Origin of the sequence: Pseudomonas sp. DP-17 (assembly GCF_022380625.1) — a bacterium.
Classification (GTDB): domain Bacteria; phylum Pseudomonadota; class Gammaproteobacteria; order Pseudomonadales; family Pseudomonadaceae; genus Pseudomonas; species Pseudomonas nitroreducens_A.
In genome coordinates this window covers 61020-85898 of record NZ_JAKSXG010000002.1, presented here as the reverse complement: position 1 = coordinate 85898, position 24879 = coordinate 61020, and the positions used below count along the sequence as shown (strand labels likewise).

The following is a 24879-nucleotide window of genomic DNA, read 5'->3' as shown; positions in this document are numbered from 1 at the left end:
GCTTTCATGCGCGCGACCACCACCCTGCTCTCCCTGAGTATCGCCCTGCTCTCCCTGAGTATCGCCCTGCTCTACGGCCTGTGGACGCCGACGGCCTGCGCGGACTGGCGCAGCGAGGTTCCCGGGGCCATGCAGATTGGCCAGGGCCAGTTCAGCTGGTTCGGCTTCGTGGTGTACGAGGCGCATCTGTGGAGCGCGGAAACCTCGCCGGGCTGGTCCCATACCTTCGCGCTTGAGCTGGTTTACCGTCGCGAACTATCGCGGGACACCCTGGTGCAGGCCAGCCTCGAGGAAATGCGCCGCCTGGGCACTGACGACGAAACGCAGTTGGCGAGCTGGGCCGTCGAGATGCGCCAGGCCTTCGTCGACGTGCAGGCCGGGCAACGGATCACCGGCGTCTTCCTGCCCGGCGAAGGCTGCCGCTTCTACGTCGATGGCAAGCTGCGCCATTCGGTGGGCGACATCCGCTTCGCCCGGGCGTTCTTTTCCATCTGGCTGGACCCGCGCACGCGCAATCCCGAGCTGCGCCGCGACCTGCTGGGCTTGAACGGAGACCCACCATGAAGCTGACCCTGCGCCTGTTTCAACTCGCCCTTTGTCTGCTGCTGGGCAGCTGCGGCAACGTCGGCGTCGAGCATTACGCCAACGAGCGCCCCACCCTCGACCTGCCGGCGTTCTTCGCCGGGCCGGTAACAGCCTGGGGCATCTTCCAGAAGCCGTCCGGGGAGGTGGTCAAGCGCTTCGTGGTGGACATCAGCAGCCGCCGCGAAGGCGAACGGCTGATCCTCGACGAGCGCTTTCGCTACAGCGACGGCACTCGCCAGCAGCGCATCTGGACCCTGACGCCGGACGGCGCCGGCCGCTGGCGTGGGCGCGCCGCCGATGTCGTCGGCGAAGCCGTGGGCGAGATCGCCGGCAATGCGCTGCGCTGGCGCTACGAGCTGAACCTGGTCGTCGATGACAGCACCTGGAAAGTGAGCTTCGACGACTGGATGTACCTGATGGACGAGGACACCCTGATCAACCGCTCGAGCATGCGCAAGTTCGGCGTCGAGCTGGGCCAGGTGACCCTGTTCTTCCGCCGCGGGGCCGGCGCCGATCCCGACAGGGGCTGAGGCAGCCGCCCGCTACTTTCTCCGGCCGCGCCGGACAGGAGTCAACGATGACCATGCAGGAACTGGCGCAGGCCGCAGCGGCCGGGCGCGTCCTGGGTTTCGAGGCAATCTCGCTGGAAGGCGGTTTCTATGTCCTGCAGGCGCGCCTGGCCGAGGGCTTGCGCCCGGTTCGCGACGACGACGGCCAGGTGCTGCACCTGCGCTCCACCACCCAGGTACGCGAGGCGCTGCGCGATTGGGCGTCGCTCCCCTGCGAACTGGTGCAGCATTGCGCCCATGACGAGATCTGCTCTGCGCATCCAACTGCGGTCCAGCCGCTGCGCGTAGCGCTTTCGCTGGAGCCCCGCGAATGACGCGCAAGCCCCGTCGGCTGGGCCTGCTGCTGGGGGACCAGCTGAGCTTCGACCTGTCGCTGTTCGACGCGCTGGACCCGGCACAGGACGCGATCCTGATGGCCGAGGTGGATCAGGAAGCCCGCTACGTGCCGCATCACCCGCAGAAGATCGTGCTGATCTTCAGCGCCATGCGCCACTTCGCCCAGGCGCTGCGGGAACGGGGCTGGCAGGTGATCTACGTAACGCTGGACGATCCCGACAACAGTGGCAGCATCCGCGGCGAAGTCGAACGCTGGCATGCCGCCCTGGGCGAGCCGCAGGTGCACTTCACCGAATGCGGCGAGTGGCGCCTGGAGCAGGCCCTGCGAAACGGCTGGGTGCCGTTGATCTGGCACGAGGACCGCCGCTTCCTCTGCAGCCGCGACGCGTTCGCGCGCTGGGCAGGGTCGCGTCGGCAATTGCGCATGGAGCACTTCTATCGCGATATGCGCCGGCGTACCGGGTTGCTCATGGAACCCGATGGCCAACCCGTCGGCGGCGCCTGGAACCTCGATGGGGATAATCGCAAGCCCCTGCCCCGCGGATTGCGCGGCCCCTTTGCGGCGCGCTTCGCCAAAGACCGGATCACCGGCGACGTCATGCAACTGGTCGGCGCGCGTTTCAGCAGTCATTACGGGCATCTGGAGGGCTTCGACTACCCGGTGACCCACGCCCAGGCACAGGAACTCTGGCAGCACTTCCTGGAGTTCTCCCTGCCCGCATTCGGCGATTACCAGGACGCCATGGCCGAGGGCGAGCCCTTTCTCTTCCACGCCCGCATCAGCGCCGCGCTGAACATCGGCCTGCTCGACGTGCGCCAGCTCGCCGGCGATGTGGAGCAGGCCTATCGCCAGGGGCGCGCCCCGCTGAATGCCGCCGAAGGCTTCATCCGCCAGTTGATCGGCTGGCGGGAATACGTGCGTGGCATCTACTGGCTGCGCATGCCCGACTATGCGCAGCTCAACGTGCTGGGTAACCGCCGGCCGCTGCCGGAGTTCTACTGGACAGGCAGGACCGACATGCGCTGCATGGCCCAGGCCATCGGCCAGACGCTGGAACTGGGTTATGCGCACCACATCCAGCGGCTGATGGTCACGGGCAACTTCGCCCTGCTGGCGGGTATCGCCCCTGCGGCCATTTGCGACTGGTACCTGGCCGTCTACCTGGATGCCTTCGACTGGGTCGAACTGCCCAATACGCTGGGGATGGTGATGCATGCCGACGGCGGCTACCTGGGCTCCAAGCCCTATTGCGCGAGCGGACGCTATATCCAGCGGATGTCCGACCACTGCGGCTCCTGCCGCTACCGGGTGGACAAGGCGACCGGGGACGATGCCTGCCCCTTCAACGCGCTGTACTGGCATTTCCTCATGCGGCACCGCGAGCGGCTTGGCGCCAATCCAAGGCTCGCCCTGGCCTATCGCAATCTGCAGCGCATGGACGAGGCGCGCAGTCTCGCCCTCTGGCAGCGCGGCGAAGCATTGCTGGCGCGCCTGGATGCCGGGCAAGCGTTATGAAAAAGGCCCAGTTGCCGGAGAAAATCTGCGTGGCCTGCGGCCGCCCCTTCGCCTGGCGGCGACGCTGGGCGCGCTGCTGGGAAGAGGTGCGCTACTGCTCGGAGCGCTGTCGGCGCTCACCGGCCAAGCGCCAGACGCAGCATCAGCGGTAGCCATACCGCCCATATCACGGCCAATAGCAGCGCCGAGGCGCCCACGCCCAACGGCAGCCCCACTCCCGCCAGCGGCGCACCGGCGCAATAGGCCAGCGGGCCGGCTACGGCCCCCATGAATACTCCGCGCCAGGCCGGCCGCTCGGCCCAGGCAAGGCTGTGCCGGAGCCCGCTGGCAAAGACCAGCCACAGCAAGGCGAGCCAGCCGGGTAGAAGCGCTCCGTGAAATTCGAACAGGCCGAGCCAGCCCAGGGCAGCATCCAGCAGGCAACCGGCCAGGCCGACCCGGAGGATGGCGAGGCCCTCCTCCTTCCTTTGCCGACACACTCCCAGGTGCACCATCAACCCGACAGCCACTGCGCCGAGCAGGACCGGGCGATGCGCCCCGAGCACACAGCCCCACCAGCCCAGTTGCAGCCAGATCGCGTTGACCAGCAGCGGCAGGCGCCGGTCCATCAGGCTTCCAGCGGCTCCACCAGGCTCGCCCTGCGCGCCGCCGGCCCGGCCCACAGCAGGTGCGCCACGCCGATGGCGCGCTCCTCGAAGCCACCCTGGCAATAGCACAGGTAGAACTCCCACAGGCGCTGGAAGCTTTCGTCGTAGCCCAACTCCAGCAACTCGGCGCGCGAGTGCCGCAGGTTGTCTCGCCAATGCCGCAGGGTGCGGGCGTAGTCCCCGGCGAAATCCTCAAGATGCACGAGGTTGAGCGCGGTGTGCGCCGTGGCAGTCTGCAGAAGCGTGGTGATCGAGGGCAGCGCGCCGCCAGGGAAGATATAGCGCTGGATGAAGTCCACCGAGCGCCGCGCCTGCTCGTAGCGCTGGTCCCGGATGGTGATGGCCTGCAGCAGCATCAATCCGTCTTCCTTGAGAAGGGCGGCGCAGCGGCGGAAGTAGTCTGGCAGGTAGCGATGGCCGACCGCCTCGATCATTTCGACGGATACCAGCTTGTCGTAGCGACCGCGCAATTCCCGGTAATCCTCCAGCAGCAGGGTCACGCGGTCCTGCAGGCCGAACTCGCGGATGCGGTGCTGGGTGCAGGCGTACTGCTCCTTCGACAGGGTGGTGGTGGTCACGCGGCAACCGTAACGGGTGGCGGCATAGAGCGCGAAACTGCCCCAGCCGGTGCCGATCTCCAGCAAGTGGTCCTGCGGCTGCAGGTCCAGCTTGCGGCAGATGGTCTCCAGCTTGTTCATCTGCGCCTGCTCCAGGCTCTGCGCGGGGTGTTCGAACAGGGCCGAGGAATACATCATCGTCGGGTCGAGCAGGCGTTCGAACAGGTCGTTGCCCAGATCGTAATGGGCGCGGATGTTGCGCTGCGAGCCGCTGCGGCTATTGCGATTGAGCCAGTGCAACAGGCGTAGCGCCGGCCTGGCGAGCAGTGCCAGGCCGCCCTCCATGGCATCGAGCACTTCCAGATTGGCAACGAACAGGCGGGTGACGGCCGCCAGCTCCGGGCTGCTCCAGTAGCCCTGTATGTACGCCTCCCCCGCGCCTATCGAGCCATTGCAGGCCACCATGCCCCAGACTGCGTCGTCGTGGATGTCGATCACCGCACGCAGGGAGCTGAGCGGATCGCCGAAATCCAGCAGGCTTTCGCCGCGGCGAACCTGCAGCCAGCCATGGCGCAGCTGACGCAAGCGCGCAGTGACCGCGTGACGGAACAGGTTGCCGGTCAGCGGCGCGGCGGCGCCGGCCTTATCGGCGCTCAGGGTGGGTTCGGACATGATCGGGCTCCTCGACGGCGCAATGGCCGACCCCCAGGTGATGCTCGCTGGCCTGGTGGTCGTGCAGGGGGACGCGCTTGAACAGCAGGCGCAGCGCCTGCCAGTAGATGGCCGCAACGGTGCGCAGGCTCATCCAGGGAAACGCCAGCAGGTGCCGGCGCAGCGATCCGGCGTCCAGGTCCTCGCGGCGCAGATCGAGGTTGGCCAGGAACACCAGTTCGCCATCACGCCAGTTCTCCATGTGCACATGCACGCGGGTGGGCTCGATGAGAAAGCGCATGCGGTATTCCATCTCCCTGGGCAAGAACGGCGAGACATGGAAGGCCTTGGCCACGGCGAACTCCTGCGGCGCGCCGGGAGTAACCGGCAGCACGTAGTGGAAGCGCTCGCGCCAGGGCGTATTGCGCACTTCGCACAGAATCGCCGCCAGCCGGCCGTCACGGTCGTGGCAGAAGTAGAAGCTGACCGGGTTGAACCACAGGCCCCAGCTGCGCAACTGGGTCAGCAGGAGAATCGGGCCTGTGGGCGCCTCGCCCAAGGCTTCGCGCAGCAGGCCGCGCACCGCTTCGTCCAGCGGCATCCCCTGCCCCGTCCAGGCGGGGAGGTAGTCGCTCTGCCGCCAGCTCAACGGGGCGAAGCGCCCAGGCCGCAGCAGTGGCGAGAGCCGCATCAGGGAGCGCTGTTCGGCCAGGTCCAGCAGGACCATGCCCACCGGATAGCGGAAGGCGTGCACGCGGGGCAGCAGGCGCCGGTGCATCACCCAGCCGCGGCACAGGCTGCTCTTCACAGGCGTTCCCCGAAGTGACCGGCGACTTCCAGCGCACTGACCACGCCGTCTTCGTGGAAGCCGTTGCCCCAATAAGCGCCGCAGAAGTAGCTATGCTGCTGCCCTTGCAACAGGCCTCGCCGGGCCTGTGCGGCGATCCCGGCCAGGCTGAATTGCGGATGGGCGTATTCGAAGCGCGCCAGCACCTTGGCCGGATCGATCTGCTCGGTCTGGTTGAGGCTGACGCAGAAGGTCACCGGCGCCTCGATCCCCTGGAGCAGGTTCATGTCATAGGTGAGCGCGGCAGGTGCCTGCTCCGGGCCGCCGAGGCGGTAGTTCCAGCTCGCCCAGGCGAGCCGACGCCGCGGCAACAGGCGGGTGTCGGTATGCAGGATGACCTCGTTGCCGGCATAGCGCAGCGCGCCAAGCACCGCCTGCTCCTCCGCGGAGGGAGCCTGCAGCAGGGCCAGCGCCTGGTCGCTGTGGCAGGCGAATACCACCTTGTCGAAGCGCTCGCTTCCGGCCGCGCTGATCACCTCGACGCCCTGCACATCGCGTCGGACGCACTGCACCGGGCAGTTCAGCCGGATCCGCTCGCGATAGCCCGCCGTCAGGGGCGCCACGTAACTGCGCGAGCCACCCTCCACTACCCGCCATTGCGGCCTTCTGTTCACCGACAGCAGGCCATGGTTGGCGAAGAACCGGATGAAGAACTGCAACGGGAAATCCAGCATGCGCGCCCGCGACATCGACCAGATGGCAGAGCCCATGGGCACGATGTAATGCTCGATGAAGCGATCGCCGTAGCCACCGGCACGCAGATAGTCGCCCAGCGTCAGCGACAACGGAATGCGCTGCTCGGCGTGGTCATCGAGCGCTTCGCGGTTGAAGCGCAGGATGTCCTGCAGCATGCCCCAGAAACCGGGCGAAAGCAGGTTGCGCCGCTGGGCGAACAGGGTATTGAGGTCGTGGCCGTTGTACTCCAGGCCACTGGCCGGATCATGCACCGAGAAGCTCATCAGGGTCGGCCGGGAAGCGACGCCCAGCCGCTCCAGCAACTGGATGAAGCGGGGGTAGGTCCAGTCGTTGAAGACGATGAAACCGGTATCCACGGCGTAATGCTGGCCTTGCCAGTCGACGTCGACCGTGTGGGTGTGGCCGCCGATCCAGTCCGTCGCTTCGAAGACGGTCAGCTCGTGCCGGCGGGCCAGCAGGTGCGCACAGGTAAGGCCGGAAATACCGCTGCCGATGATCGCGATGCGCATGGCTCAGGCCTCCGCCGGACGACGCGCGAGGCGGCGTCCGAGGCCGAGGCGCCAACGCGCGGGCAACAGTCCCAGCAACCGCAGCATCAGGACGAAGCGGCGCGGGAAGGCCAGTTCCAGCGGGCGAGCCTCCAGGCTCTGGACGATATGATCGGCGGCGCGCTCCACCGGCCACAGCATCGGCATGGGAAAATCGTTGCGCCGGGTCAGCGGAGTGTCGACGAAACCCGGGCTCACCAGGGTCGTGTCGATGGCCTCGGCCGCCAGATCGATGCGCAGGGATTCCAGCAGATAGCGCAGCGCCGCCTTGGATGCGCCATAGGCGCCGGCACGGGGCAGTGCCAGCCAGGTCACTGCGCTGCCAATGACCACCAGGTGCGGGCGCAGTCCCTGGCGAAGCAGCGGCACGCAGGCCTGGATGCACAGCGCAGCGCCGAACAGGTTGGTCTTCATCACTCGCTGCACCAGGGCCGCATCGAACTGGCCGGGCTCCAGGTACTCGCAGGTTCCGGCGCAGAGCACCACACGATCCAGCGCACCCCAGGCCTGCCGGATGCATCGCGCGATCTGGTCGACCTGACCGGCGTCAGAGACATCGCCGGGGACCAGCAGCACGCGTTCACCGTAACGCTCCGCCAGAGACTGCAGCGCTGCCGTCTGGCGGGCCGTCACCGCCAGGCTATGGCCGGCGGCGAGCAGTCGCTCGGCCAGCGCCGCGCCAATGCCGCTGCTGGCGCCGGTCAGCCAGATGCGGCTCATGCCAGCCTCCGCTTGAGCCAGCCGATGACGCCGCCCATGACCGGCAGGTGCTCATAAAGCAGCGCGCCGGCATCGAAATAGTCCCGATGAAACTCAACTCGTTCGCCCCAGCGCAAATGACTGCAGCCTTCCAGGGCGATCAGCCTGCCGCCGCCCAGGCGTGGGTGGCGGTAATGCAGGGTCCAGCGCAGGTAGCCGTGGTCCGGGGCGACCTCGTCGAATCCGTGGAAGTCGTAGCGCAGCTCCTGCACGTTGGCGTAAAGCGACGCGAAGTAACGGCGCAATTCGCCGAGCCCTTCCACCCGATGCAACGGGTCCTGAAAGCTCACGCCCCGGCTGTACAACTCGTCCAGGCGATGGAGGCTGGCGGCGTCGAGGGCGGCGAAACGCTCGGCAAAGGACTGCAGAAACGAGGGCATGGTGGGCTCCGGCAAATCCTGTACATTTTTTATTTTCTGTACAGGTATAAGCGAAGCCTACGGCATTAATTGTACAAATCAAGTCATCTTGTAGAATTTTTAACGACGGATCATTCCGCAGGATTCAGCGCGGCGAGCTGCTCCTTGAGCGCTTGCACTTCGTCCTGCAATTCTCGGACGCGCTCCTGCGCCTCGACTTCCCGGCTGACGTCTCGCTGGATGCCGATGAAATAGGTGAGCTGGTCCGCTTCGTTACGCACCGGGGTGATCGACAGCTCGTTCCAGAACGGCGTGCCGTCCTTGCGGAAGTTGCGCAGCACCTGGCGACAGGGTTGCCCTGTACGGATCGCTTCGCGCACCGCCGCAAGCCCGGCCTGCGCCCGCTCGGCGCCCTGGAGGAAGCGGCAATCCTGGTAGAGAATGTCGTCCACTGCGTACCCGGTCAGGCGCTCGAATGCAGCGTTGGCGTAGATCAGGATACTGTCCTCTCCCTCCTGCTCGGCCACCACGATGCCGTCGTTGGAGGCTTCGACCATCAATTGCAGGAGCTTGGCGTTGATCATGGTTTTCCATCCGGTTTGCTGCGATCCGCCTAGGGTAGTCGGGCTGCCGGGTGCTGCCTAGCTCGGCCACGAGCCCTGCTGCTGGTTTACAATCCATGCTTCTTTGCCGCCAGGCTGCGCCATGAACGATCTCTCGGATATCGACCCCAGCGACCTCCTGCCCATGCGCGAGGTCGTGCGCCTCACCGGCGTCAATCCGGTGACCCTGCGTGCGTGGGAACGCCGCTACGGCCTGGTCAGCCCGCTGCGTACCGACGGCGGGCACCGCCTGTACACGCCCCGGGACCTGCAGACCATCCAGGACATCCTGCTGTGGTCCAGCCGAGGCATGGCGGTGGGCAAGATCGGCGAGCTGCTCGCCCAGCGCCAGCGCCAGGAACCGGCCAAGCCCGACGATGAGCGCGAGCATTGGCGCGAAGCCTTTGCCCGCGCCGCGGCGGCCTTCGACCAGGCCGAGCTCGACAGGCTCTACGGCCAGGCCTACAGCATCTTTCCGAACGCCACGCTGCTGGAGGACATCCTGCTGCCGCTGTGGCGCTCCCTGCTGACACTCAATGCCTACGGCGCTCGCAGCCAATGGGTGTTTCTCGACGCCTTCCTGCGCGCCCGGGTGCTCCTGCGCCTGCAGATGAGCCGCGCGGAATGCGTCAGTGTGGTGCTCGCGGATGCCACCGGCAGCACTCAGGAATTCGAACTGCTCGCTGCCGGCCTGCTGCTGGGCGGCGAGGACGTGCGCGTCCAGGCCATCGGGCCGGGAGCTCCGCTGGAAGAATTGGCGCTGATCTGCGACGCCACACGGCCGGCAGTGCTGGTGCTGCTCAACCCCGTGGCTTTGTCCAGCGACCTGCTCAAGCGGCTGGAGCGCTTGCAGATGGCGATCGAATGCCCCCTGGCACTGGTCGGCGAGGCGGCCGAGCACATCGCCTCCAGCGTACCCGGCGTTCCCCTGGTTGCGCTGGGCAGCAGCCCGGCAAGCAGCGCGCAGCCCCTGCGCCTCTTGTTACGGGGTGCGCTGCAGCTTTGACCGGAAAAACCGCTCCACGGACAATCTGTACACCCCTTTAAGTTCGTACAGAATTACAGCTCTCCCCACCTCAACCCATTGCTCGCTAGCGTCGATCTTCGTCCCGGCCCAGCGCCCAGACGATACCGACCGCCGCCGCGACTGCGACGCCCAACAACAAGGGACTCGGAGAGTGGCCCTGCTGCCGCTTCCATCCGCCGTGTACCTGGCGCGGTCCGCCCGGAGGGGCGAACAGGTTGCCCGTGGAGTTGGCGCTTCGCGGCATACGCTCGATGGCGCGTGCCGTGCCCCAGCCCATGAGCCGCGAAAAGCCCGGCGTGAACAACCTCGCCAGGCGCAGCAGGTGCGCCGCGCCGCCCACCGTTCTGCTGGGTTGCGGATTGAGCGCCAGGTCGACCATGGCAGCCGCTACCTGCTCGGGGTCGTAGCGCGGCGGCGGCGGCGCCAGTTCATGCCCGGTGAAGTTGGCGCCATCGCGAAATCCGGGGGTATCGATGACCGCCGGATAGACATCGCAGACATGGATGCGCGGCCACTGCACCAGTTCCCCGCGCAGCGCCTCGGTGAAACCGACGAGGCCGAATTTCGCCGCCGAGTACGCGGCTGCATAGGGCTGAGCTACCCAGCTACCCACCGACAGCGTATTGATCAACACGCCGCTGCCGCGCTGCTTGAAATGCGGCATCACGGCGCGGGCTCCGCGCACGTAGCCCAGCAGGTCGGTCTGGATCACCCGCTCATGCACTTCCCAGCGGCGTCTCCTCGAATGTCCCGACGCTGCCGACGCCGGCATTGTTGATCCACACGTCGATCCCGCCGGTCAGTTGCACCGCCTGCTCCGCCAGCTGCATGACCGACTCGCCCTGGGTGACGTCCGTCGGCACCACCCAGGCCTGCCCGCCGGCCTCACGGCATTGGCTGGCGACCTCCTGGCAGGCAGCCTCGTCCCGCGCGGCCAGCACCACCCGCGCCCCATGGCGGGCGAATGCGTGAGCGGCCGCCCGGCCAATGCCGCTGGAGGCCCCGGTGATCACCACGGTTCGGTCTCTGAATGGGTAGAATTCCGGCATCGTCGGTCTCCTCATGTATCGCCTCGCTTGCCGGGAGGCGCGGTCTGCGGTTCATCGCCCAGTGCGCCCACAGGTCGCCTGGCGACGTCTGCACGGTGGAGAGGGCTGAGCGCACGAGGTTCAGAAATTCTCCCCGCCGGCCCACCCGGATCGCCGCGCCGCGCAGCGAAACGGCGCGCCAGCCAGGGCAAGGCCGCTTGTCGGGGCAGCGGACGCAGGGGTTGCTGTCCTGGCTGAGCGCGCTAATTTCTTGCTGCGTTTGAACGACTCTTCGCCGCCTCGACGGCCCCTGTCGGCGGCGTCATCCAGCGCCCAACGGATCGCCATGAACATTCGAATCGAGTGTGTGGCTGGAGATCCGCCCACGTGGAAGGTCTTCCTGGGGACGTTTTTCTGGTCATGCACAACACAGGAAGAAGCCCAGGCCTGGGCAGCCGCCGCCCAGCACTACCTGCAAGTGCAGGGCGCGGGGAAATATCGGCTGCCTGCGCCGTTTCCGGCGGCGGCAGAACGTTCGCCGGCAAGACGCGAGAGATCGCCCCGGCTCGACCACAGCCGCTAGGCGGACAGCCGGATGGCAAGCGCAGCGGCCCGCGGCAGATCATTTCCAGCTGAACGAAAGCGCACCGATGCCAGTCCGAAACCGGGAAACCCCGCCAAGGACCTCAGGCCATGCCGCCACGCCCCGCATTGCTCGCCGTTGCCGTTCTCCTGTCTGCCCTGTCTGTCGCCCCCCTGGCCGGCGCAAGCGAGCCGCTGCGCCTGCAGGCGCTCAAGCGCTGCGGCAACCTGCTGGACGACCAGCGCCAGGACTGGTGCCTGAAAGTGCGCGGGCTGGCTACCGGTTCGCCCCAGGTGATGCTCGACGGCCAGGCGCTGCCCGACGAAGCCATCCAGCGCGATGGCGGCAACCTGCGCATTCGCGTTGACAGCGCGAGCCGGCGCAGCGGTCCGCTCTGGCTACAGGACGGCTCGCGAACCAGCAACGCAGCCTGGCTGACCCTGCGCAACAGCCACGTGGTGGCGGCCGGCCCTGACGCGGTCGCTACGAACATGGATGGCCTGACGACCTACGTGGACCTGGTCAGCCTGCTGATCGAGGAGAACCATGATGGCCGCAAGGAGTCGCAGCGGCTGGCGCGCAAGTACGGGGCCGAAGTGGTCGGCAGCATCGCCCCGCTGAACCTCTACCAGCTGCGCTTGCCGGCCAGGGACCTGGTGCAGCGCGACGCCCTGGTTCTGCGCCTGGGCAGCGAAACCAGCGTGGACGCGGTGGTGATCGAGGAATCGGCCGCGGAAAACAGCGAGCAGGCGGCACCTCGCGAGTCGCCCGGCAAGCCCGCCCCGAATTCGGATGAGTGGGCGGCCAACCGCTTCCTCGACGCGGTGAACTACTACCAGCGGCGCATCCCCGCGAAGCAGGCGCCGATCCGTCCGCAGCCTGTCCGCATCGGCCTGATCGAGCGCGACGTGGATTTCGACAGCGCCGACTTCGCCGGCTACCTGGGCCCGTGCGCGACGCCGCGTCTCTGTGTCTACGCCCGCGATGCGGACAAGCCGGACAACCACGGCACCACGGTGGCCGGCATCCTCGCCGCAGGCTGGGACGACGGCGGCAACACCGGTTTCCTGCGCGGCCTGGAAAAGGCCGGCGGCGGTTTCGAGATCATGGTGGAGCGCAACTCCGATGCCGGCATCACCGCCAACATCGCCGCCTCGGTGAACCTGGTGGAGGATGGCGTGCGCATCCTGAACTGGAGCTGGGGCATCCACCGCGTCGGCGCCCGCAACGTCGAGGGCGACGAGGTCGATTCGCTGCTGCGCTCGGGGATAGCCATGGGCGGCTACGAGGAACTGCTGGAGGAGTTCTTCCTCTGGCTGCGCAAGGAGCACCCGGATGTGGTGGTGGTGAACTCGGCGGGAAACGGCTCGTCCTTCTCCGGCACGGACGAGTATCGGCTGCCCTCCTCCTTCATCACCGAGCAACTGATCGTGGTCGGCGGGCACCAGCGCAGCGAACGCGCTGGCCTGGCCGTCGACGACTCGGCGTTCGCCGTCAAGCGCAGCTCCTCGAACATCGACATGCGAGTGGACATCACCGCGTCGGCCTGCGCCCACGCTTCCACCCGCGCGCCGGGCCAGGAAGGCGACGTGCATTGCGGCACCTCCTACGCTACTCCCATGGTGGCCGGCCTGCTGGCCGCGATGCTGTCGATCAACCCGCAGTTGCAGCCCGAGCAACTGCGCATGCTGCTGCGCCGCAGCGCCATGAGCATCGGCGACAACTACGACTTCGAACCGATGGATGCCGAAGACCTCACCGCCCCCATCCTGCCGTCGGAACGCAACTATCGGCTGGACGACAAGGATGTTGGCCGCTCCGCCAGGCTGGACATGCAGAAGGCCCTGGAGCTGGCCGTGCAGAGCCGCGAGCGGGTGCGCTGAGGCGGTGGCGGGCAATCAAACAAGGAACCTCGACATCGCAGCGGCGCTCTGAGCTTTAACCCACCCCCACCGCGAAAGGTGCGCCGCATGGATCTGGTCATCGCTCGCCCTGAAGGTCTCTACTGTCCGCCTGGTGACTTCTACATCGACCCCTGGCGCCCGGTCGAGCGCGCGGTCATCACCCACGCCCACGGCGATCACGCACGCTGGGGCAATCGCCATTACCTGGCGGCGGCGCCCGGCGAGGGCATCCTGCGCTCGCGCCTGGGCCAGCACATCGACCTGCAGACCCTGCCCTATGGAGAGCGCCTGGATCACCACGGCGTGACGCTCAGTTTCCACCCGGCCGGGCACGTACTCGGCTCCGCGCAGGTGCGCCTGGAATACGGCGGCGAGGTCTGGGTGGCTTCCGGCGACTACAAGGTGGAGCCCGATGGTACCTGCGCGGCATTCGAACCGGTGCGCTGCCATACCTTCATCAGCGAGTCGACCTTCGGCCTGCCGATCTACCGCTGGCAGCCCCAGGCACAGCTGTTCGCCGAGGTCGATGCCTGGTGGCGCGCCAACGCCGCCGCCGGCCGCGCCAGCGTGCTGTTCGCCTATGCTTTCGGCAAGGCCCAGCGCATCCTCCACGGCATCGACGACAGCATCGGGCCGATTCTCGTGCATGGCGCCGTCGAGCCGCTCAACCAGGTCTATCGCGCCGCGGGCGTGCGTATTCCACCTACCGCGCTCGCCACCGAGATTGCAAGGAACGATCCGCGACTGCGCCAGGCGCTGATCCTCGCGCCGCCCTCGGCCGGCGGCAGCACCTGGATGCGCCGCTTCGGCGACTACAGCGACGCCTTCGCCAGCGGGTGGATGCTGCTGCGCGGGGCGCGGCGGCGGCGCGGCGTCGACCGCGGCTTCGTGCTCTCCGACCACGCCGACTGGCCCGGTCTGCTGTGGGCCATCGAGCAGAGCGGCGCCGAGCGGGTGATGGTCACCCATGGGCAGGTCAACGTGCTGGTGCGCTACCTCGGCGAAAAAGGCCTGGACGCCCGCGCCTTCCGGACCGAATACGGCGAAGAAGACGACACCCTGGAGCAGAGCGCGTCATGAAAGCCTTTGCCGAACTCTATGCCCGCCTCGACGCCACCACCTCGAGCAATGCCAAGCTCGCCGCGCTGCAGGATTACTTCGCCGCCGCCCCGCCGCAGGACGCGGCCTGGGCGGTGTACTTCCTCGCCGGCGGGCGACCGCGGCAGGTGGTGCCGACGCGCCTGCTGCGCGAACTGGCAACACGGCTGTCGGGGCTGCCGGACTGGCTGTTCGAGGAAAGCTACCAGGCCGTGGGCGATCTGGCCGAAACCATCTCGCTGCTGCTGCCCGAATCCGCACAGGCTTGCGCAGAAGGCCTGGAGTGGTGGCTGGAGCAACTGCTGCCGCTGCGCGGCCTGCCCCCCGAGGAACTGGGTGAACGCCTGCAGGCACTGTGGACACGTCTGGACCGGCAAAGCCTGATGGTCAGCATCAAGCTGCTCACCGGCGCCTTCCGCGTCGGCGTTTCCAAGCTGCTGGTCACCCGCGCCCTCGCCGCCCTGGCCGGCGTCGACGCCAAGCGCGTGGCGCAGCGCATGGTCGGCTACACCGACCTGTCGCACCGGCCGACGGCGCAGCGTTACCTCGCGCTGATCGCTGCCGAGACCGGCGACGAACACGCCCAGCGCGGTGGCCAGCCCTACCCCTTCTTCCTCGCCCATCCGTTGCAGGAACCGGTCGAACGTTTCGAGAGCCTGCTGGGCCCCGCGCAGGACTGGCTGGTGGAATGGAAATGGGATGGCATCCGAGCGCAGTTGGTGAAACGCGACGGCCGGGCTTGGCTCTGGTCGCGCGGCGAGGAGCTGATCACCGAACGCTTCCCGGAACTGCGCGCGCTGGCCGACGCGTTGCCCGACGGTACGGTGCTCGACGGCGAATTGGTGGTGTGGAAGGAGCCGCCCGTCGGCAGCGACGCGCAGTTCGGCATCCAACCCTTCGCCCTGCTGCAACAGCGCATCGGCCGCAAGACCCTGAGCCGGAAGCTGCTGGAGGACGTGCCGGCTGCGCTGCTGGCGTACGACCTGCTGGAGTGGCGCGGCGAGGACTGGCGCAATCGCCACCAGGATGAGCGCCGTGCACGCCTGGAACTGCTGGTCGCCCGGATCGCCGACAGCCACCTGCGGCTCTCGCCGCAGCTGAGCGGCGCCGACTGGCCGGACCTCGCCCGCCAACGCGAAGCATCGCGCCGGCTTGGCGTCGAAGGGATGATGCTCAAGCGCCGCGACTCGCTGTACGGAGTGGGCCGCACCCGCGACCTCGGCCTGTGGTGGAAGTGGAAGATCGATCCCTTCAGTGTCGACGCCGTGCTGATTTACGCGCAACGCGGCCACGGCCGCCGCGCGAGCCTGTACAGCGACTACACCTTCGCCGTGTGGGACGACTCGGCGCCCGGCGAGCGCGTGCTGGTGCCCTTCGCCAAGGCCTACTCGGGGCTGACCGACGAGGAGATGCGCAAGGTCGACGCGATCATCCGCAAGACCACCGTGGAGAAATTCGGCCCGGTGCGCAGCGTCACCCCCACCCTGGTCTTCGAACTGGGCTTCGAGGGCATCTCGCTGTCCAAACGGCACAAGAGCGGCGTTGCGGTGCGTTTTCCGCGCATGCTGCGCTGGCGTACCGACAAGTCCGTGGAGCAAGCCGACACCCTGGCCACCCTGCAGGGGTTGCTCTGATGCCGCGACAGGCGGAGCGTCCCTCGAAACAATGGTTCGCCGGCCAGGGCTGGAAGCCCTTCGCCTTCCAGCGTGAGGTCTGGCGGGCCGTCGCGAACGACGAGTCGGGACTGCTGCACGCCTCCACCGGCGCCGGCAAGACCTACGCGGTGTGGTTCGCCGCGCTCGACCGTTTCGTCCGGCAAGCGCCTGCGGCAGATGCCCCGCCGCGCCGCCGCCAACCGGCCATGGCGCCGCTGACGCTGTTGTGGATCACCCCGATGCGCGCGCTGGCCGCCGATACCGCACGCGCCCTGCAGGCGCCGCTGGATGACCTGCAGATCGGCTGGAGCGTGGGCATGCGCACCGGCGACACCGACAGCGCCGAACGTGCCCGCCAGGACCGGCGCCTGCCCAGCGCGCTGATCACCACACCGGAAAGCCTGACCCTGCTGCTGACCCGCGCCGATGCCCGCGAGGCCTTCGCCCGCCTGCGCATGCTGGTGGTGGACGAATGGCACGAACTGCTGGGCAACAAACGTGGCGTGCAGTTGCAGCTCGCCCTCGCCCGCCTGCGCCGCTGGCAGCCAGACCTGCTGGTGTGGGGGTTGTCCGCCACGCTGGGCAACCTGGACCATGCGCGCGAGGTGCTGATGCCCGCCGGGCGCCTGGTGCAGGGCAAGACCGCCAAGGACCTGCGCATCGATACCCTGCTGCCGCCGGGCCTCGAGCGCTTCCCCTGGGCCGGGCACCTCGGGCTGCGCATGCTGCCGCAGGTGGTCGAGGAACTGGAGGCCAGCAGCACCACGCTGGTGTTCACCAACACCCGTTCGCAGGCGGAAACCTGGTACCAGGCCCTGCTCGAAGCGCGCCCGGACTGGGCCGGCCTGCTCGCCCTGCATCACGGCTCGCTGGCCAGGGAAGTGCGCGACTGGGTGGAAGTGGCGCTCAAGCAGGGGCAGCTCAAGGCGGTGGTCTGCACGTCGAGCCTGGACCTCGGGGTGGACTTCCTGCCGGTGGAGCGCGTGCTGCAGATCGGCTCGGCCAAGGGCGTGGCGCGGCTGATGCAGCGCGCGGGGCGATCCGGCCATGCGCCGGGGCGCCCTTCCCGCGCCACCCTGGTGCCGACCCACAGCCTGGAATTGCTCGAAGCGGCCGCCGCGCGTACGGCAGTGGCCGAAGGCAAGGTCGAGGCGCGCCAGGCGCCGGAGAAGCCGCTCGATGTCCTGGTGCAGCACCTGGTGAGCATGGCGCTGGGCGGCGGCTTCCTCGCTCAGGACATGCTCGCGGAGGTCCGCAGTGCCTGGTCCTACCGTGAACTTGGCGACAGCGAATGGCAGTGGGCGCTGGCATTCATCCGCCACGGCGGCCATTCGCTCACCGCCTACCCCGACTATCGCCGTGCCGAACCGGACGCGAACGGCCTCTGGCAGGTACCCGACGCGCGCCTGGCGCGGCGCCACCGCATGAGCATCGGCACCATCGTCAGCGATGCCAGCCTGACGGTGAAGTTCTGGGGCAGGAGCAATGCCGGCTCCCTGGGCAGCATCGAGGAAGGCTTCATCGCCCGCCTGCGCCCCGGCGACAGTTTCCTCTTCGCCGGACGCACCCTGGAGCTGGTGGAAGTGGACAACATGACCGTCTACGTGCGCCGCGCCACCGTCCGCAAGGCTGCCATCCCGCGCTGGAACGGAGGGCGCATGCCACTCTCCAGCGAGCTGGCCGACGCCATGCTGGACAAACTCGATGCGGCGGACCAGGAGCAATTCATCGGCGCGGAAATGCGCCTGCTGCGGCCGCTGCTGGATATCCAGAAAGCCTGGTCGGCGCTGCCCGGCAGGGCCACCCTGCTGGCCGAGACGCTGAAGTCCCGCGAAGGCTGGCACCTGTTCCTCTACCCCTTCGCCGGACGCTCGGTGCACCTGGGCCTCGCCAGCCTGCTGGCGTGGCGCCTGGCGCGGCATGCGCCGCTGAGCTTCTCCCTGGCGGTCAACGACTACGGCCTGGAGCTGCTCAGCGCCAGCCCCTTGGACTTCGCCGCGGCGCTGACACCGGCGCTGTTCGACAGCGACGACCTGCTCCCCGAAGTGCTCGCCAGCCTGAATGCGGGTGAGCTGGCGCGGCGGCGCTTTCGCGAGATTGCGCGGATTGCCGGCCTGGTCTTCACCGGCTACCCCGGTGCGCCGAAGAGCGCGCGCCAGTTGCAGGCGTCCAGCGGGCTGTTCTTCGACGTGTTCAGGCAGTACGACCCGGACAACCTGCTGCTGATGCAGGCCCGGCAGGAGGTGCTGCGCCAGGAGCTGGAAGTGCAGCGCCTGCAACAGACCCTGCAGCGCATGCGTGCGCTGCAGCTGGACCTGCGGCCGATCCCGCGCGCCACGCCTTTCGCCTTTCCGCTGCTGGTGGAACGCTTCCGCGAAAGCCTGACCTCGGAGAAGCTCGCCGACCGCATCCGGCGCATGGTCGCCGATCTGGAGCAGGCCGCCGGCCCGGGCGCCTTTGCGAGCGACACGGCCGTGCCGGTCAGCGTCGAAAGCGACCCGCGCATGCCGCGCGTGCGGCGGCCCCGGCGAACCAAGGACGGCCGTCCGCGCCCACCGAAGCAGCGCCCTGACCGATGAGCCACCCGCATCCGTCCCATCAGGCCGTGCAGGTGGCCGGCAGCGAACTCTGGCTGCTGGCGGAGAGAGCGCTGTGGTGGCCCACCGGGCAGGTACTGATGGTCGCCGACATCCACTTCGGCAAGGCGGCGAGCTATCGCGCGCTGGGGCAGCCGGTGCCCGGCGGCACCACCGCCGGCAATCTGAAGCGGCTCGACGCCCTGTTGGCGCGGTTACCGTGCCGGCGGCTGATCTTCCTCGGCGACTTCCTGCATAGCCGCGAGGCACGCACCGCCCGCACCCTGGAAGCGCTGGAGCTGTGGCGCGACCGCCATGCGGCGCTACCCATCACGCTGGTACGCGGCAACCATGACAAGCGCGCCGGCGATCCGCCCGCCCGATGGAATATCGAGGTGGTCGGCGAGCCGCTGCTGCTCGGCCCCTTCGCGCTGCAACACGAACCTGCTCCCCATGCGAGCCATCACGTACTGGCCGGTCACCTGCATCCGGCTTTCGTGCTGCGCGGCCGCGGCCGACAGCAGGTGCGCCTGCCATGCTTCGTGATCGGCGAAGGGCTGAGCCTGCTGCCCGCCTTCGGCAATTTCACCGGGGCCATGACCTGGAAAATCGACGAAAACGAACGGGTTTTCGTGGTCGGTGATGGTGGCGTCTGGGAGGTCCCATCGGCGCGTCGGAGCAAATGATTTCAGAACTTTCGTGCAAATAATCTGAACTTCACGGTTTTTTCCCGAGTCGGTTCCGCCATGCCGTTTCGCCCATTCACACAACCGGGAAGCCGACCATGCTCGACACTTCGCTTGCAGAACTCTTCAAACAGAACGAACAACAGCTCCTCGCCGACTGGATGGAGGCACAGCGAGCCGTAGGGCTGCGGCTGGACCTGATCGACGAGCGCGCGGTCCAGCAGAACTCCCAGGACCTGCTCAAGGCCTTCACCATGGCCCTGGCCCAGGGCGTACCGAACTTCGAGTCGGCGATCTGGAAGCCGCTCAAGTCGCAGCTCGAGCGCCTCTCCCTGGCCCAGGCGCGGCAGGGCTTCAGCCCATCGGAAACCGCCACCTTCATCTTTTCCCTCAAGGAGCCGCTGTTCTCGCTGCTGCAGAAGCAGCCCGATGCCACCCTCGAGTCGGTCTGGCAGATCAGCAAGCTGATCGACCAGCTCGGCCTGTTCAGCCTGGAATACTTCATGAGCGGCCGTGAGGCGGTAATCCGCGAACAGCAGGAAAGCCTGCTGGAGCTGTCGACGCCGGTGGTGGAGCTCTGGGACGGCGTGCTGGCGGTGCCGCTGATCGGCGCGCTGGACAGCAACCGCACGCAGATCGTCATGGAATCGCTGCTGCAGAAGATCGTCGAGACCGAATCGGACCTGGCGATCATCGACATCACCGGCGTGCCGACGGTAGACACCATGGTCGCGCAGCACCTGCTCAAGACCATCACCGCGGCCAAGCTGATGGGTGCCAAGTGCATCATCAGCGGCATCCGCCCGCAGATCGCCGCCACCATCGTGCACCTGGGCGTGGAACTGGGCGAAGTGGTGACCAAGGCCTCGCTGGCCGACGCCTTCAAGCTCGCCCTCAAGCAGCTGGGCGTACGCATCACCCACGCGGACAGGGCTCGCTGAGGATATCGCCATGGTAGATCGCATCCCGATTCTCAAGATGGGCAGGTACCTGCTGCTCAGCATCCAGGTGGACATGCACGACCAGCTGGCCATGGACCTGCAGGAGGACCTCACCGAGCAGATCGTCCGCCACAAGGCGCGCGGCGTGCTGATCGACATCTCGGCGCTGGAAATCGTCGACTCCTTCATCGGCCGGATGCTTTCCCACATCGCCAACGTGTCGCGCATTCTCGATGCCAAGGTGATAGTGGTCGGCATGCAGCCGGCGGTGGCCATCACCCTGGTCGAACTCGGCCTCTCGCTGGAAGGCATCGCCACGGCGCTCAACATCGAAAAAGGCATGCGCTGGCTGGAAAACAGCCTGGATGACGAGGCGGACGACAGGGGGCCGGAGAGTGACGACGACACAAACGCTCCCACTGAAGCAGGAAACTGACATTGTCGTGATCCGCCAGAAGGTCCGCAAAGCCGCCGAGGAAGTACGCCTGGGCCTGGTGTCGCAGACCAAGATCGTCACCGCGGCCAGTGAAATCGCGCGTAACGCCCTGCTCTACGGCGGCGGCGGCGAGTGCCTGCTGGAAATCACCCATCGCGAAGGCCGCGCGGCCGTGCATCTGGTAATCAGCGACCAGGGCCCGGGCATCGCCAACCTCGAGCAGGCGCTGGTGGATGGCTACACCACCGGCAACGGCCTGGGGCTGGGGTTGAGCGGGTCGCGCCGGCTGGTGGATCAGTTCACCATCCAAAGCGCGCCAGGGACAGGGACCACCATCGAGCTTTGGAAATGGAAATGAACGACGCAGCCCTGCAGTTCAACCTGGCGGTTTCCCATACCGCCCACATCGACGCCGCGCGCCGCGCGGCGGTCAACCTGGCGCGCGACGCCGGCGCCGGGCAACCGCTGCTGGACCGCCTGACCCTGGTGATCCAGGAAATGGCGCGCAACCTGGTGCTGCACGCCCATGGCGGCGAAATGCTGTACTTCCAGAACGAGCGCTGCCTGCAACTGCTCGCGGTGGATCGCGGACCGGGCATGCAGGACGTGGCGCGTTGCCTGAGCGACAGCTTTTCCACGGCCGGCACCATGGGTGCGGGCCTTGGCGCCATCAAACGCCTGGCCGACACCTTCGACCTCTACTCGCAGCCCGGCCAGGGCACCGTGGTCTTCGCCGGTTTCGACCTGCAGGCCCCCAGCGCCCCGCTGACGGTCGCCGGCCTCAGCACGCCCTACCCTGGGGAGGAAAGCTGCGGCGACTCCTGGGCCTGCAAGGGCCACCGGCTGATGGTCTGCGACGGCCTGGGCCATGGCCACGCCGCCAGCCTGGCCAGCTCGCGGGCGCGGGAAATCTTCCTGCAACATGATCTGAACCTGCCACAGGAAACGTTGCTCGAACGTATGCACCATGCGCTGGCTTCGACCCGTGGCGGCGCCGTGGCGCTGGCCGAAGTATTGCCGCAGCAATGTGAGGTGCGCTTCTGCGCCATGGGCAACATCCTCGGCGTGCTCGACGACGGGCGCAGCCGCAGCATGGTCTCGGGCAACGGCACGGTGGGCTACCGGATCGGCCGGATCAAGAGCTTCAGCTATCCCTGGTCGCCGTCCACCGTCCTGCTGATGGCCTCCGATGGCATCGGCAGCCGTTTCGACCTGGGCGCCTATCCGGGCCTGGCCACGCGTCACCCGGCAGTCATTGCCGGCGTGCTGCACCGTGACTTTCGACGGCACAACGACGACGCAACCCTGGTGGTTCTCAAACATGTCTGACACGCTTCGCATCGCCACCGTTCGCATCCGCGAGGAGATCGATGTGGTCACCTGCCGCCAGAGCGCGCGGCAGATCGCAGCTTGGCTGGAATTGCCGAACCTTGAGCAGATCCGCTTCGCCACGGCGGTTTCCGAGCTGGCGCGCAACACCTACCAGTACGCCGGCGGCGGCCTGTTTCATTTCGACATTGCCAGCAGCCCCGGCGGCGTGCTGGAGCGCTTATGCGTGGAAGCTTGGGACGAGGGGCCCGGGATCGAGGATGTCGAGCGCATCCTCGAGGGCAGCTACGTCTCCCGCACCGGCATGGGCCTGGGCCTGCGGGGCGCGCAGCGGCTGATGGACGAGCTCGACATCCGCACCTCACCGGAGGGCACACGGATACGTGCCTGCAAGTACATTTCAGGTTCCCGCGCCGCCCCCGGTGCCGGCCAGGTCCAGGCCATCCGCCTGCAACTTCAGCACAACGGCGCAGCCGATCCCTTCGTCGAACTGCAACTGAGCGGCAGCGAACTGCTGCTGACCACCGCCGAGTTGCAGAACAAGCAGCTCGAGCTCGAAGCGATCAACCTGGAGCTGCAGAACACCAACAAGGGGGTCGTCGCGCTGTATTCGGAGCTGGAGAAGGCCAACGAGGAAGTCCGCGAGGCGAGCGCCTCGAAAAGCCGCTTCTTCGCCAACATGACCCACGAGATACGCACGCCGATCAATATCGTCGAGAACATCAGCCAACTGCTGCTCAACGGCCACGACGGGCCGCTCAACCCCGAGCAGCAGCGCCAGGTGGCCTTCATCAGCGAAGCCGCCTCCGAGTTGTCCGGCCTGGTCAACGAACTGCTGGACCTGTCCAAGGCCGAGTCCGGTCGCATCGAGATCGCGCCCACGCGCTTCACCCTGGCCGAGTTCACCGAGCAGCTGCGCCAGTGCGCCAGCGCCATCGCGCTGCGCTATCCCGGGTTGCAATGGGAAGTGGCAGTCCCGGCGAGCGATGTCCTGCTGCATACCGACCGGCACCTGTTGTTCCAGGCCCTGCGCAACCTCATCGACAACGCCTTCAAGTACACCCCGGAAGGCCGCATCAGCGTGCGCGCCTACCTGCCCGACCACGACACGGTGGAGTTCCTGGTCGAGGACACCGGCATCGGTGTCGCCGAGGAAAACCTGGCGCGGGTCTTCGAGGAATTCTCGCGCATCCGCAACCCCGAGCTGGGCAAGGTGCAGGGCACCGGACTGGGCCTGCCGCTGGCGCAACGCCTGGCCAGCCTGCTGCATGGCGGCATCACCCTGGACAGCAGCCCGGGGCTCGGCAGCCGCTTCCTGCTGCGCATCAGACGCGAGCATGACGAGGCAACCATCGAGGTACCGGCAGTCGATCTCAGTGGGATGAATATCCTGGTGGTGGACGACAGCGACGCGGATCGCTACCTGCTGGCGACACTGCTGCGCCCTTGCCAGGCCTCGATCCATGAGGCCAGCAACGGCGCGGCGAGCATCGAGATGCTCTACGAGGTGCGTCCGGACCTGATCTTCCTCGACCTCGACCTGCCGGACATCGCCGGCGAGGACCTGCTGGAGAACATGGACTGGGGCATGCACTCGCGTGTCGTGATCAACACCGCCAAGCCACTGGACGACTCGACTCGCCAGCACCTGGCGCGCCATTCGCGGGCCATCGTGCAGAAGTCCGCTGCGGACTATGGCGAGCAGGTCCTGCGCGAGGTGTCGCGGCTGATGGAGGAGCAACAGCATGGGTGCTAAGAGGGTCCTGGTCATCGACGACCTGGAGGCCAACCGCTACATCCTGCGCAAGATAGTCGCCGACGGCTCCCAGTACCAGGTGCTGGAAGCGGCCACCGGCGCGGAGGGACTGGAGCTGATCCTGCAGGGCGTGGACGTGGTCATCCTGGACATCAACCTGCCGGACATGACCGGCTTCGAGCTGATCCAGAAGGCCGAGCGCCGCCTCGGGCCGAAACGCCTGCCGGCGATCATCAACATCTCGGCGACCTTCGTCAGCGGCAAGGACAAGGCCACCGGCCTGAACGTCGGCGCCCGCGCCTACCTGACCCATCCGATCAACCCCGACGAGCTGATCGCCACCATCGGCAGCCTGATGAAGAGCAACACGCGGTTGCAACGGGTGGAGCGCCAGCGCGACTGGGCCGAGGCGCGCACCGAGCAGATCAGCAAGGAAAAGATCATGCTCGAGCGCTTCATGCGCTCCTTCAGCCATGATCTGCGCTCCCCGCTCGCTGCCGCCACCATGGCCACCGGGCTCATGCTGCGCCGCCCGACCCGGCGGACCGACGAACTGCTGAAGATCGTCGAGGACAACCTGCGCCGCGTGGACAGCATGGTCGCCAACCTGCTGGATATCTCCCACGTCAGCATCGGCGGGGGCATCAAGCTGAGCGGCGAGCGAATCGACCTGGCGGCCTGGATACAGGACTCTATCGGCACCCTCGGCCTGCAGGTCTCCAATCCGCTGTCGCTGGAACTGGAGGGTGCGCTCGGTGAGGTGATCTGGGATACCACGGCATTCCTGCGCATCCTGGAGAACCTGGTGGGCAATGCGGCCAAGCATGGAGTGGCAGAGCAACCGATACGCATCGCCTTGTCACGGGCAGAGCAGAGGGTGCGCCTGAGCGTCAGCAACGCCGGCAGCTTCCCGGTGGAAGTGCTGAACAACCTCGCCACGCCCTACTTCATCTCCACGCGCAGCGACACCAAGGGCTGGGGACTGGGGCTGCCCATCGTCAAGGCGCTCTGCGAGAGCTTCGGCGGCGAAGTGGGCTTTCGCAACGAAGACCATCGCGCCGTGGTGGAGATCGAAGTGCCGGCAAGCCTGGACTGAAGCGCAAGCATCACCGGATACGCTGGTCTGTCGCGATCTGCTTGCGAGGCGGCCCTGGAACAAGAGCCAACCCTCCGAGATTCGCCACCCGG

At 67.3% G+C, this 24879-nt stretch carries 24 protein-coding genes and 1 pseudogene; 17 read left to right on the top strand and 8 right to left on the bottom strand.

Going from position 1 to position 24879, the window contains the following annotated elements; translation table 11 throughout:
* Positions 1-6: 6 nt before the first annotated feature.
* Genes MJ122_RS06120 through MJ122_RS30030 form a run of 5 tightly spaced genes read left to right on the top strand, consistent with a single transcriptional unit; the run spans position 7 to position 3158 of the window.
* Positions 7-564, top strand: coding sequence for a chalcone isomerase family protein (locus MJ122_RS06120; RefSeq protein ID WP_239742981.1), 558 nt, complete (start codon positions 7-9; stop codon positions 562-564).
* Positions 561-1115, top strand: coding sequence for a DUF3833 domain-containing protein (locus MJ122_RS06115; protein WP_088421083.1), 555 nt, complete (start codon positions 561-563; stop codon positions 1113-1115). The genes MJ122_RS06120 and MJ122_RS06115 overlap by 4 nt, the downstream gene beginning before the upstream one ends.
* Positions 1116-1162: 47 nt before the next feature.
* Positions 1163-1468 carry a DUF6482 family protein gene (locus MJ122_RS06110; protein ID WP_088421082.1) on the top strand — a complete coding sequence of 102 codons (306 nt, stop codon included), beginning with the start codon at positions 1163-1165 and terminating at the stop codon, positions 1466-1468.
* Positions 1465-3006 carry a cryptochrome/photolyase family protein gene (locus MJ122_RS06105; protein ID WP_239742980.1) on the top strand — a complete coding sequence of 514 codons (1542 nt, stop codon included), beginning with the start codon at positions 1465-1467 and terminating at the stop codon, positions 3004-3006. Before MJ122_RS06110 ends, MJ122_RS06105 begins: the two co-directional genes overlap by 4 nt.
* Positions 3003-3158, top strand: coding sequence for a DUF2256 domain-containing protein (locus MJ122_RS30030; RefSeq protein WP_081596681.1), 156 nt, complete (start codon positions 3003-3005; stop codon positions 3156-3158). The genes MJ122_RS06105 and MJ122_RS30030 overlap by 4 nt, the downstream gene beginning before the upstream one ends.
* Here the strand turns inward: MJ122_RS30030 and MJ122_RS06100 are convergent.
* From MJ122_RS06100 to MJ122_RS06070, 7 genes are all read right to left on the bottom strand, one after another.
* Positions 3123-3614, bottom strand: coding sequence for a DUF2878 domain-containing protein (locus MJ122_RS06100; protein WP_239742978.1), 492 nt, complete (start codon positions 3612-3614; stop codon positions 3123-3125). The two genes, MJ122_RS30030 and MJ122_RS06100, sit on opposite strands and share 36 nt — an antisense overlap.
* A complete protein-coding gene (locus MJ122_RS06095; protein WP_239742977.1) occupies positions 3614-4882 on the bottom strand; it encodes a cyclopropane-fatty-acyl-phospholipid synthase family protein in 1269 nt (422 codons plus the stop codon). The genes MJ122_RS06100 and MJ122_RS06095 overlap by 1 nt, the downstream gene beginning before the upstream one ends.
* Entirely contained in the window at positions 4854-5669 is an 816-nt protein-coding gene (locus MJ122_RS06090) for a DUF1365 domain-containing protein (protein ID WP_239742975.1), read from the bottom strand. The genes MJ122_RS06095 and MJ122_RS06090 overlap by 29 nt, the downstream gene beginning before the upstream one ends.
* The gene (locus MJ122_RS06085; RefSeq protein ID WP_239742973.1) at positions 5666-6913 is read right to left on the bottom strand and encodes an FAD-dependent oxidoreductase; all 1248 of its coding nucleotides are present in this window, start codon (positions 6911-6913) and stop codon (positions 5666-5668) included. Before MJ122_RS06085 ends, MJ122_RS06090 begins: the two co-directional genes overlap by 4 nt.
* 3 nt (positions 6914-6916) lie before the next feature.
* Positions 6917-7672: an SDR family NAD(P)-dependent oxidoreductase gene (locus MJ122_RS06080; protein ID WP_088421076.1), complete on the bottom strand. Its 756-nt coding sequence runs from the start codon at positions 7670-7672 to the stop codon at positions 6917-6919.
* Positions 7669-8091 carry a nuclear transport factor 2 family protein gene (locus tag MJ122_RS06075; RefSeq protein WP_239742972.1) on the bottom strand — a complete coding sequence of 141 codons (423 nt, stop codon included), beginning with the start codon at positions 8089-8091 and terminating at the stop codon, positions 7669-7671. The genes MJ122_RS06080 and MJ122_RS06075 overlap by 4 nt, the downstream gene beginning before the upstream one ends.
* A 110-nt stretch (positions 8092-8201) precedes the next feature.
* Positions 8202-8654, bottom strand: coding sequence for a PAS domain-containing protein (locus MJ122_RS06070; protein ID WP_017519191.1), 453 nt, complete (start codon positions 8652-8654; stop codon positions 8202-8204).
* A gap of 121 nt (positions 8655-8775) precedes the next feature.
* Between MJ122_RS06070 and MJ122_RS06065 the strand changes: the two genes are divergently transcribed.
* The gene (locus MJ122_RS06065) at positions 8776-9678 is read left to right on the top strand and encodes a MerR family transcriptional regulator (protein ID WP_239742970.1); all 903 of its coding nucleotides are present in this window, start codon (positions 8776-8778) and stop codon (positions 9676-9678) included.
* A gap of 85 nt (positions 9679-9763) precedes the next feature.
* On the opposite strand, the pseudogene MJ122_RS06060 reads toward MJ122_RS06065, so the two are convergent.
* Positions 9764-10748, bottom strand: a pseudogene (locus tag MJ122_RS06060) (SDR family oxidoreductase).
* 672 nt (positions 10749-11420) lie between these two features.
* On the opposite strand from MJ122_RS06060, the gene MJ122_RS06055 reads away from it, so the two are divergent.
* The 11 genes from MJ122_RS06055 (at position 11421) to MJ122_RS06005 (ending at position 24787) form a co-directional block, all read left to right on the top strand.
* Positions 11421-13193 (top strand): S8/S53 family peptidase, encoded by a 1773-nt coding sequence (locus MJ122_RS06055; RefSeq protein WP_239742969.1) that lies wholly within the window; start codon positions 11421-11423, stop codon positions 13191-13193.
* Between the two features lie 87 nt (positions 13194-13280).
* Positions 13281-14294, top strand: a complete 1014-nt coding sequence (locus MJ122_RS06050; protein WP_239742967.1) for a ligase-associated DNA damage response exonuclease — start codon at positions 13281-13283, stop codon at positions 14292-14294.
* Complete coding sequence (locus MJ122_RS06045; RefSeq protein ID WP_088421069.1) at positions 14291-15946, top strand: ATP-dependent DNA ligase; 1656 nt, start codon at positions 14291-14293, stop codon at positions 15944-15946. Before MJ122_RS06050 ends, MJ122_RS06045 begins: the two co-directional genes overlap by 4 nt.
* A complete protein-coding gene (locus MJ122_RS06040) occupies positions 15946-18546 on the top strand; it encodes a ligase-associated DNA damage response DEXH box helicase (RefSeq protein ID WP_239742965.1) in 2601 nt (866 codons plus the stop codon). The genes MJ122_RS06045 and MJ122_RS06040 overlap by 1 nt, the downstream gene beginning before the upstream one ends.
* Complete coding sequence (gene pdeM, locus MJ122_RS06035) at positions 18543-19229, top strand: ligase-associated DNA damage response endonuclease PdeM (RefSeq protein WP_088421067.1); 687 nt, start codon at positions 18543-18545, stop codon at positions 19227-19229. Before MJ122_RS06040 ends, pdeM begins: the two co-directional genes overlap by 4 nt.
* Before the next feature lie 98 nt (positions 19230-19327).
* A complete protein-coding gene (locus MJ122_RS06030; protein ID WP_088421066.1) occupies positions 19328-20170 on the top strand; it encodes an STAS domain-containing protein in 843 nt (280 codons plus the stop codon).
* Between the two features lie 10 nt (positions 20171-20180).
* A complete protein-coding gene (locus MJ122_RS06025; RefSeq protein ID WP_017519182.1) occupies positions 20181-20606 on the top strand; it encodes an STAS domain-containing protein in 426 nt (141 codons plus the stop codon).
* Positions 20607-20613: 7 nt separating this feature from the next.
* Positions 20614-20964 (top strand): ATP-binding protein, encoded by a 351-nt coding sequence (locus tag MJ122_RS06020; RefSeq protein WP_172419278.1) that lies wholly within the window; start codon positions 20614-20616, stop codon positions 20962-20964.
* Positions 20961-21935 carry an ATP-binding SpoIIE family protein phosphatase gene (locus MJ122_RS06015; protein ID WP_239742963.1) on the top strand — a complete coding sequence of 325 codons (975 nt, stop codon included), beginning with the start codon at positions 20961-20963 and terminating at the stop codon, positions 21933-21935. The genes MJ122_RS06020 and MJ122_RS06015 overlap by 4 nt, the downstream gene beginning before the upstream one ends.
* Positions 21928-23691 (top strand): ATP-binding protein, encoded by a 1764-nt coding sequence (locus tag MJ122_RS06010; protein WP_239742962.1) that lies wholly within the window; start codon positions 21928-21930, stop codon positions 23689-23691. The genes MJ122_RS06015 and MJ122_RS06010 overlap by 8 nt, the downstream gene beginning before the upstream one ends.
* Positions 23681-24787: a response regulator gene (locus MJ122_RS06005; RefSeq protein ID WP_239742959.1), complete on the top strand. Its 1107-nt coding sequence runs from the start codon at positions 23681-23683 to the stop codon at positions 24785-24787. The genes MJ122_RS06010 and MJ122_RS06005 overlap by 11 nt, the downstream gene beginning before the upstream one ends.
* Positions 24788-24879: the final 92 nt, after the last annotated feature.

Excerpts from the sequence above, each read along its gene's own strand:
- MJ122_RS06120 (WP_239742981.1), top strand. The coding sequence starts at position 7 with ATGCGCGCGACCACCACCCTGCTCTCCCTGAGTATCGCCCTGCTCTCC.
- MJ122_RS06115 (WP_088421083.1), top strand. The coding sequence starts at position 561 with ATGAAGCTGACCCTGCGCCTGTTTCAACTCGCCCTTTGTCTGCTGCTG.
- MJ122_RS06110 (WP_088421082.1), top strand. The coding sequence starts at position 1,163 with ATGACCATGCAGGAACTGGCGCAGGCCGCAGCGGCCGGGCGCGTCCTG.
- MJ122_RS06105 (WP_239742980.1), top strand. The coding sequence starts at position 1,465 with ATGACGCGCAAGCCCCGTCGGCTGGGCCTGCTGCTGGGGGACCAGCTG.
- MJ122_RS30030 (WP_081596681.1), top strand. The coding sequence starts at position 3,003 with ATGAAAAAGGCCCAGTTGCCGGAGAAAATCTGCGTGGCCTGCGGCCGC.
- MJ122_RS06100 (WP_239742978.1), bottom strand. The coding sequence starts at position 3,614 with ATGGACCGGCGCCTGCCGCTGCTGGTCAACGCGATCTGGCTGCAACTG.
- MJ122_RS06095 (WP_239742977.1), bottom strand. The coding sequence starts at position 4,882 with ATGTCCGAACCCACCCTGAGCGCCGATAAGGCCGGCGCCGCCGCGCCG.
- MJ122_RS06085 (WP_239742973.1), bottom strand. The coding sequence starts at position 6,913 with ATGCGCATCGCGATCATCGGCAGCGGTATTTCCGGCCTTACCTGTGCG.
- MJ122_RS06080 (WP_088421076.1), bottom strand. The coding sequence starts at position 7,672 with ATGAGCCGCATCTGGCTGACCGGCGCCAGCAGCGGCATTGGCGCGGCG.
- MJ122_RS06075 (WP_239742972.1), bottom strand. The coding sequence starts at position 8,091 with ATGCCCTCGTTTCTGCAGTCCTTTGCCGAGCGTTTCGCCGCCCTCGAC.
- MJ122_RS06070 (WP_017519191.1), bottom strand. The coding sequence starts at position 8,654 with ATGATCAACGCCAAGCTCCTGCAATTGATGGTCGAAGCCTCCAACGAC.
- MJ122_RS06065 (WP_239742970.1), top strand. The coding sequence starts at position 8,776 with ATGAACGATCTCTCGGATATCGACCCCAGCGACCTCCTGCCCATGCGC.
- MJ122_RS06055 (WP_239742969.1), top strand. The coding sequence starts at position 11,421 with ATGCCGCCACGCCCCGCATTGCTCGCCGTTGCCGTTCTCCTGTCTGCC.
- MJ122_RS06050 (WP_239742967.1), top strand. The coding sequence starts at position 13,281 with ATGGATCTGGTCATCGCTCGCCCTGAAGGTCTCTACTGTCCGCCTGGT.
- MJ122_RS06045 (WP_088421069.1), top strand. The coding sequence starts at position 14,291 with ATGAAAGCCTTTGCCGAACTCTATGCCCGCCTCGACGCCACCACCTCG.
- MJ122_RS06040 (WP_239742965.1), top strand. The coding sequence starts at position 15,946 with ATGCCGCGACAGGCGGAGCGTCCCTCGAAACAATGGTTCGCCGGCCAG.
- pdeM (WP_088421067.1), top strand. The coding sequence starts at position 18,543 with ATGAGCCACCCGCATCCGTCCCATCAGGCCGTGCAGGTGGCCGGCAGC.
- MJ122_RS06030 (WP_088421066.1), top strand. The coding sequence starts at position 19,328 with ATGCTCGACACTTCGCTTGCAGAACTCTTCAAACAGAACGAACAACAG.
- MJ122_RS06025 (WP_017519182.1), top strand. The coding sequence starts at position 20,181 with ATGGTAGATCGCATCCCGATTCTCAAGATGGGCAGGTACCTGCTGCTC.
- MJ122_RS06015 (WP_239742963.1), top strand. The coding sequence starts at position 20,961 with ATGAACGACGCAGCCCTGCAGTTCAACCTGGCGGTTTCCCATACCGCC.
- MJ122_RS06010 (WP_239742962.1), top strand. The coding sequence starts at position 21,928 with ATGTCTGACACGCTTCGCATCGCCACCGTTCGCATCCGCGAGGAGATC.
- MJ122_RS06005 (WP_239742959.1), top strand. The coding sequence starts at position 23,681 with ATGGGTGCTAAGAGGGTCCTGGTCATCGACGACCTGGAGGCCAACCGC.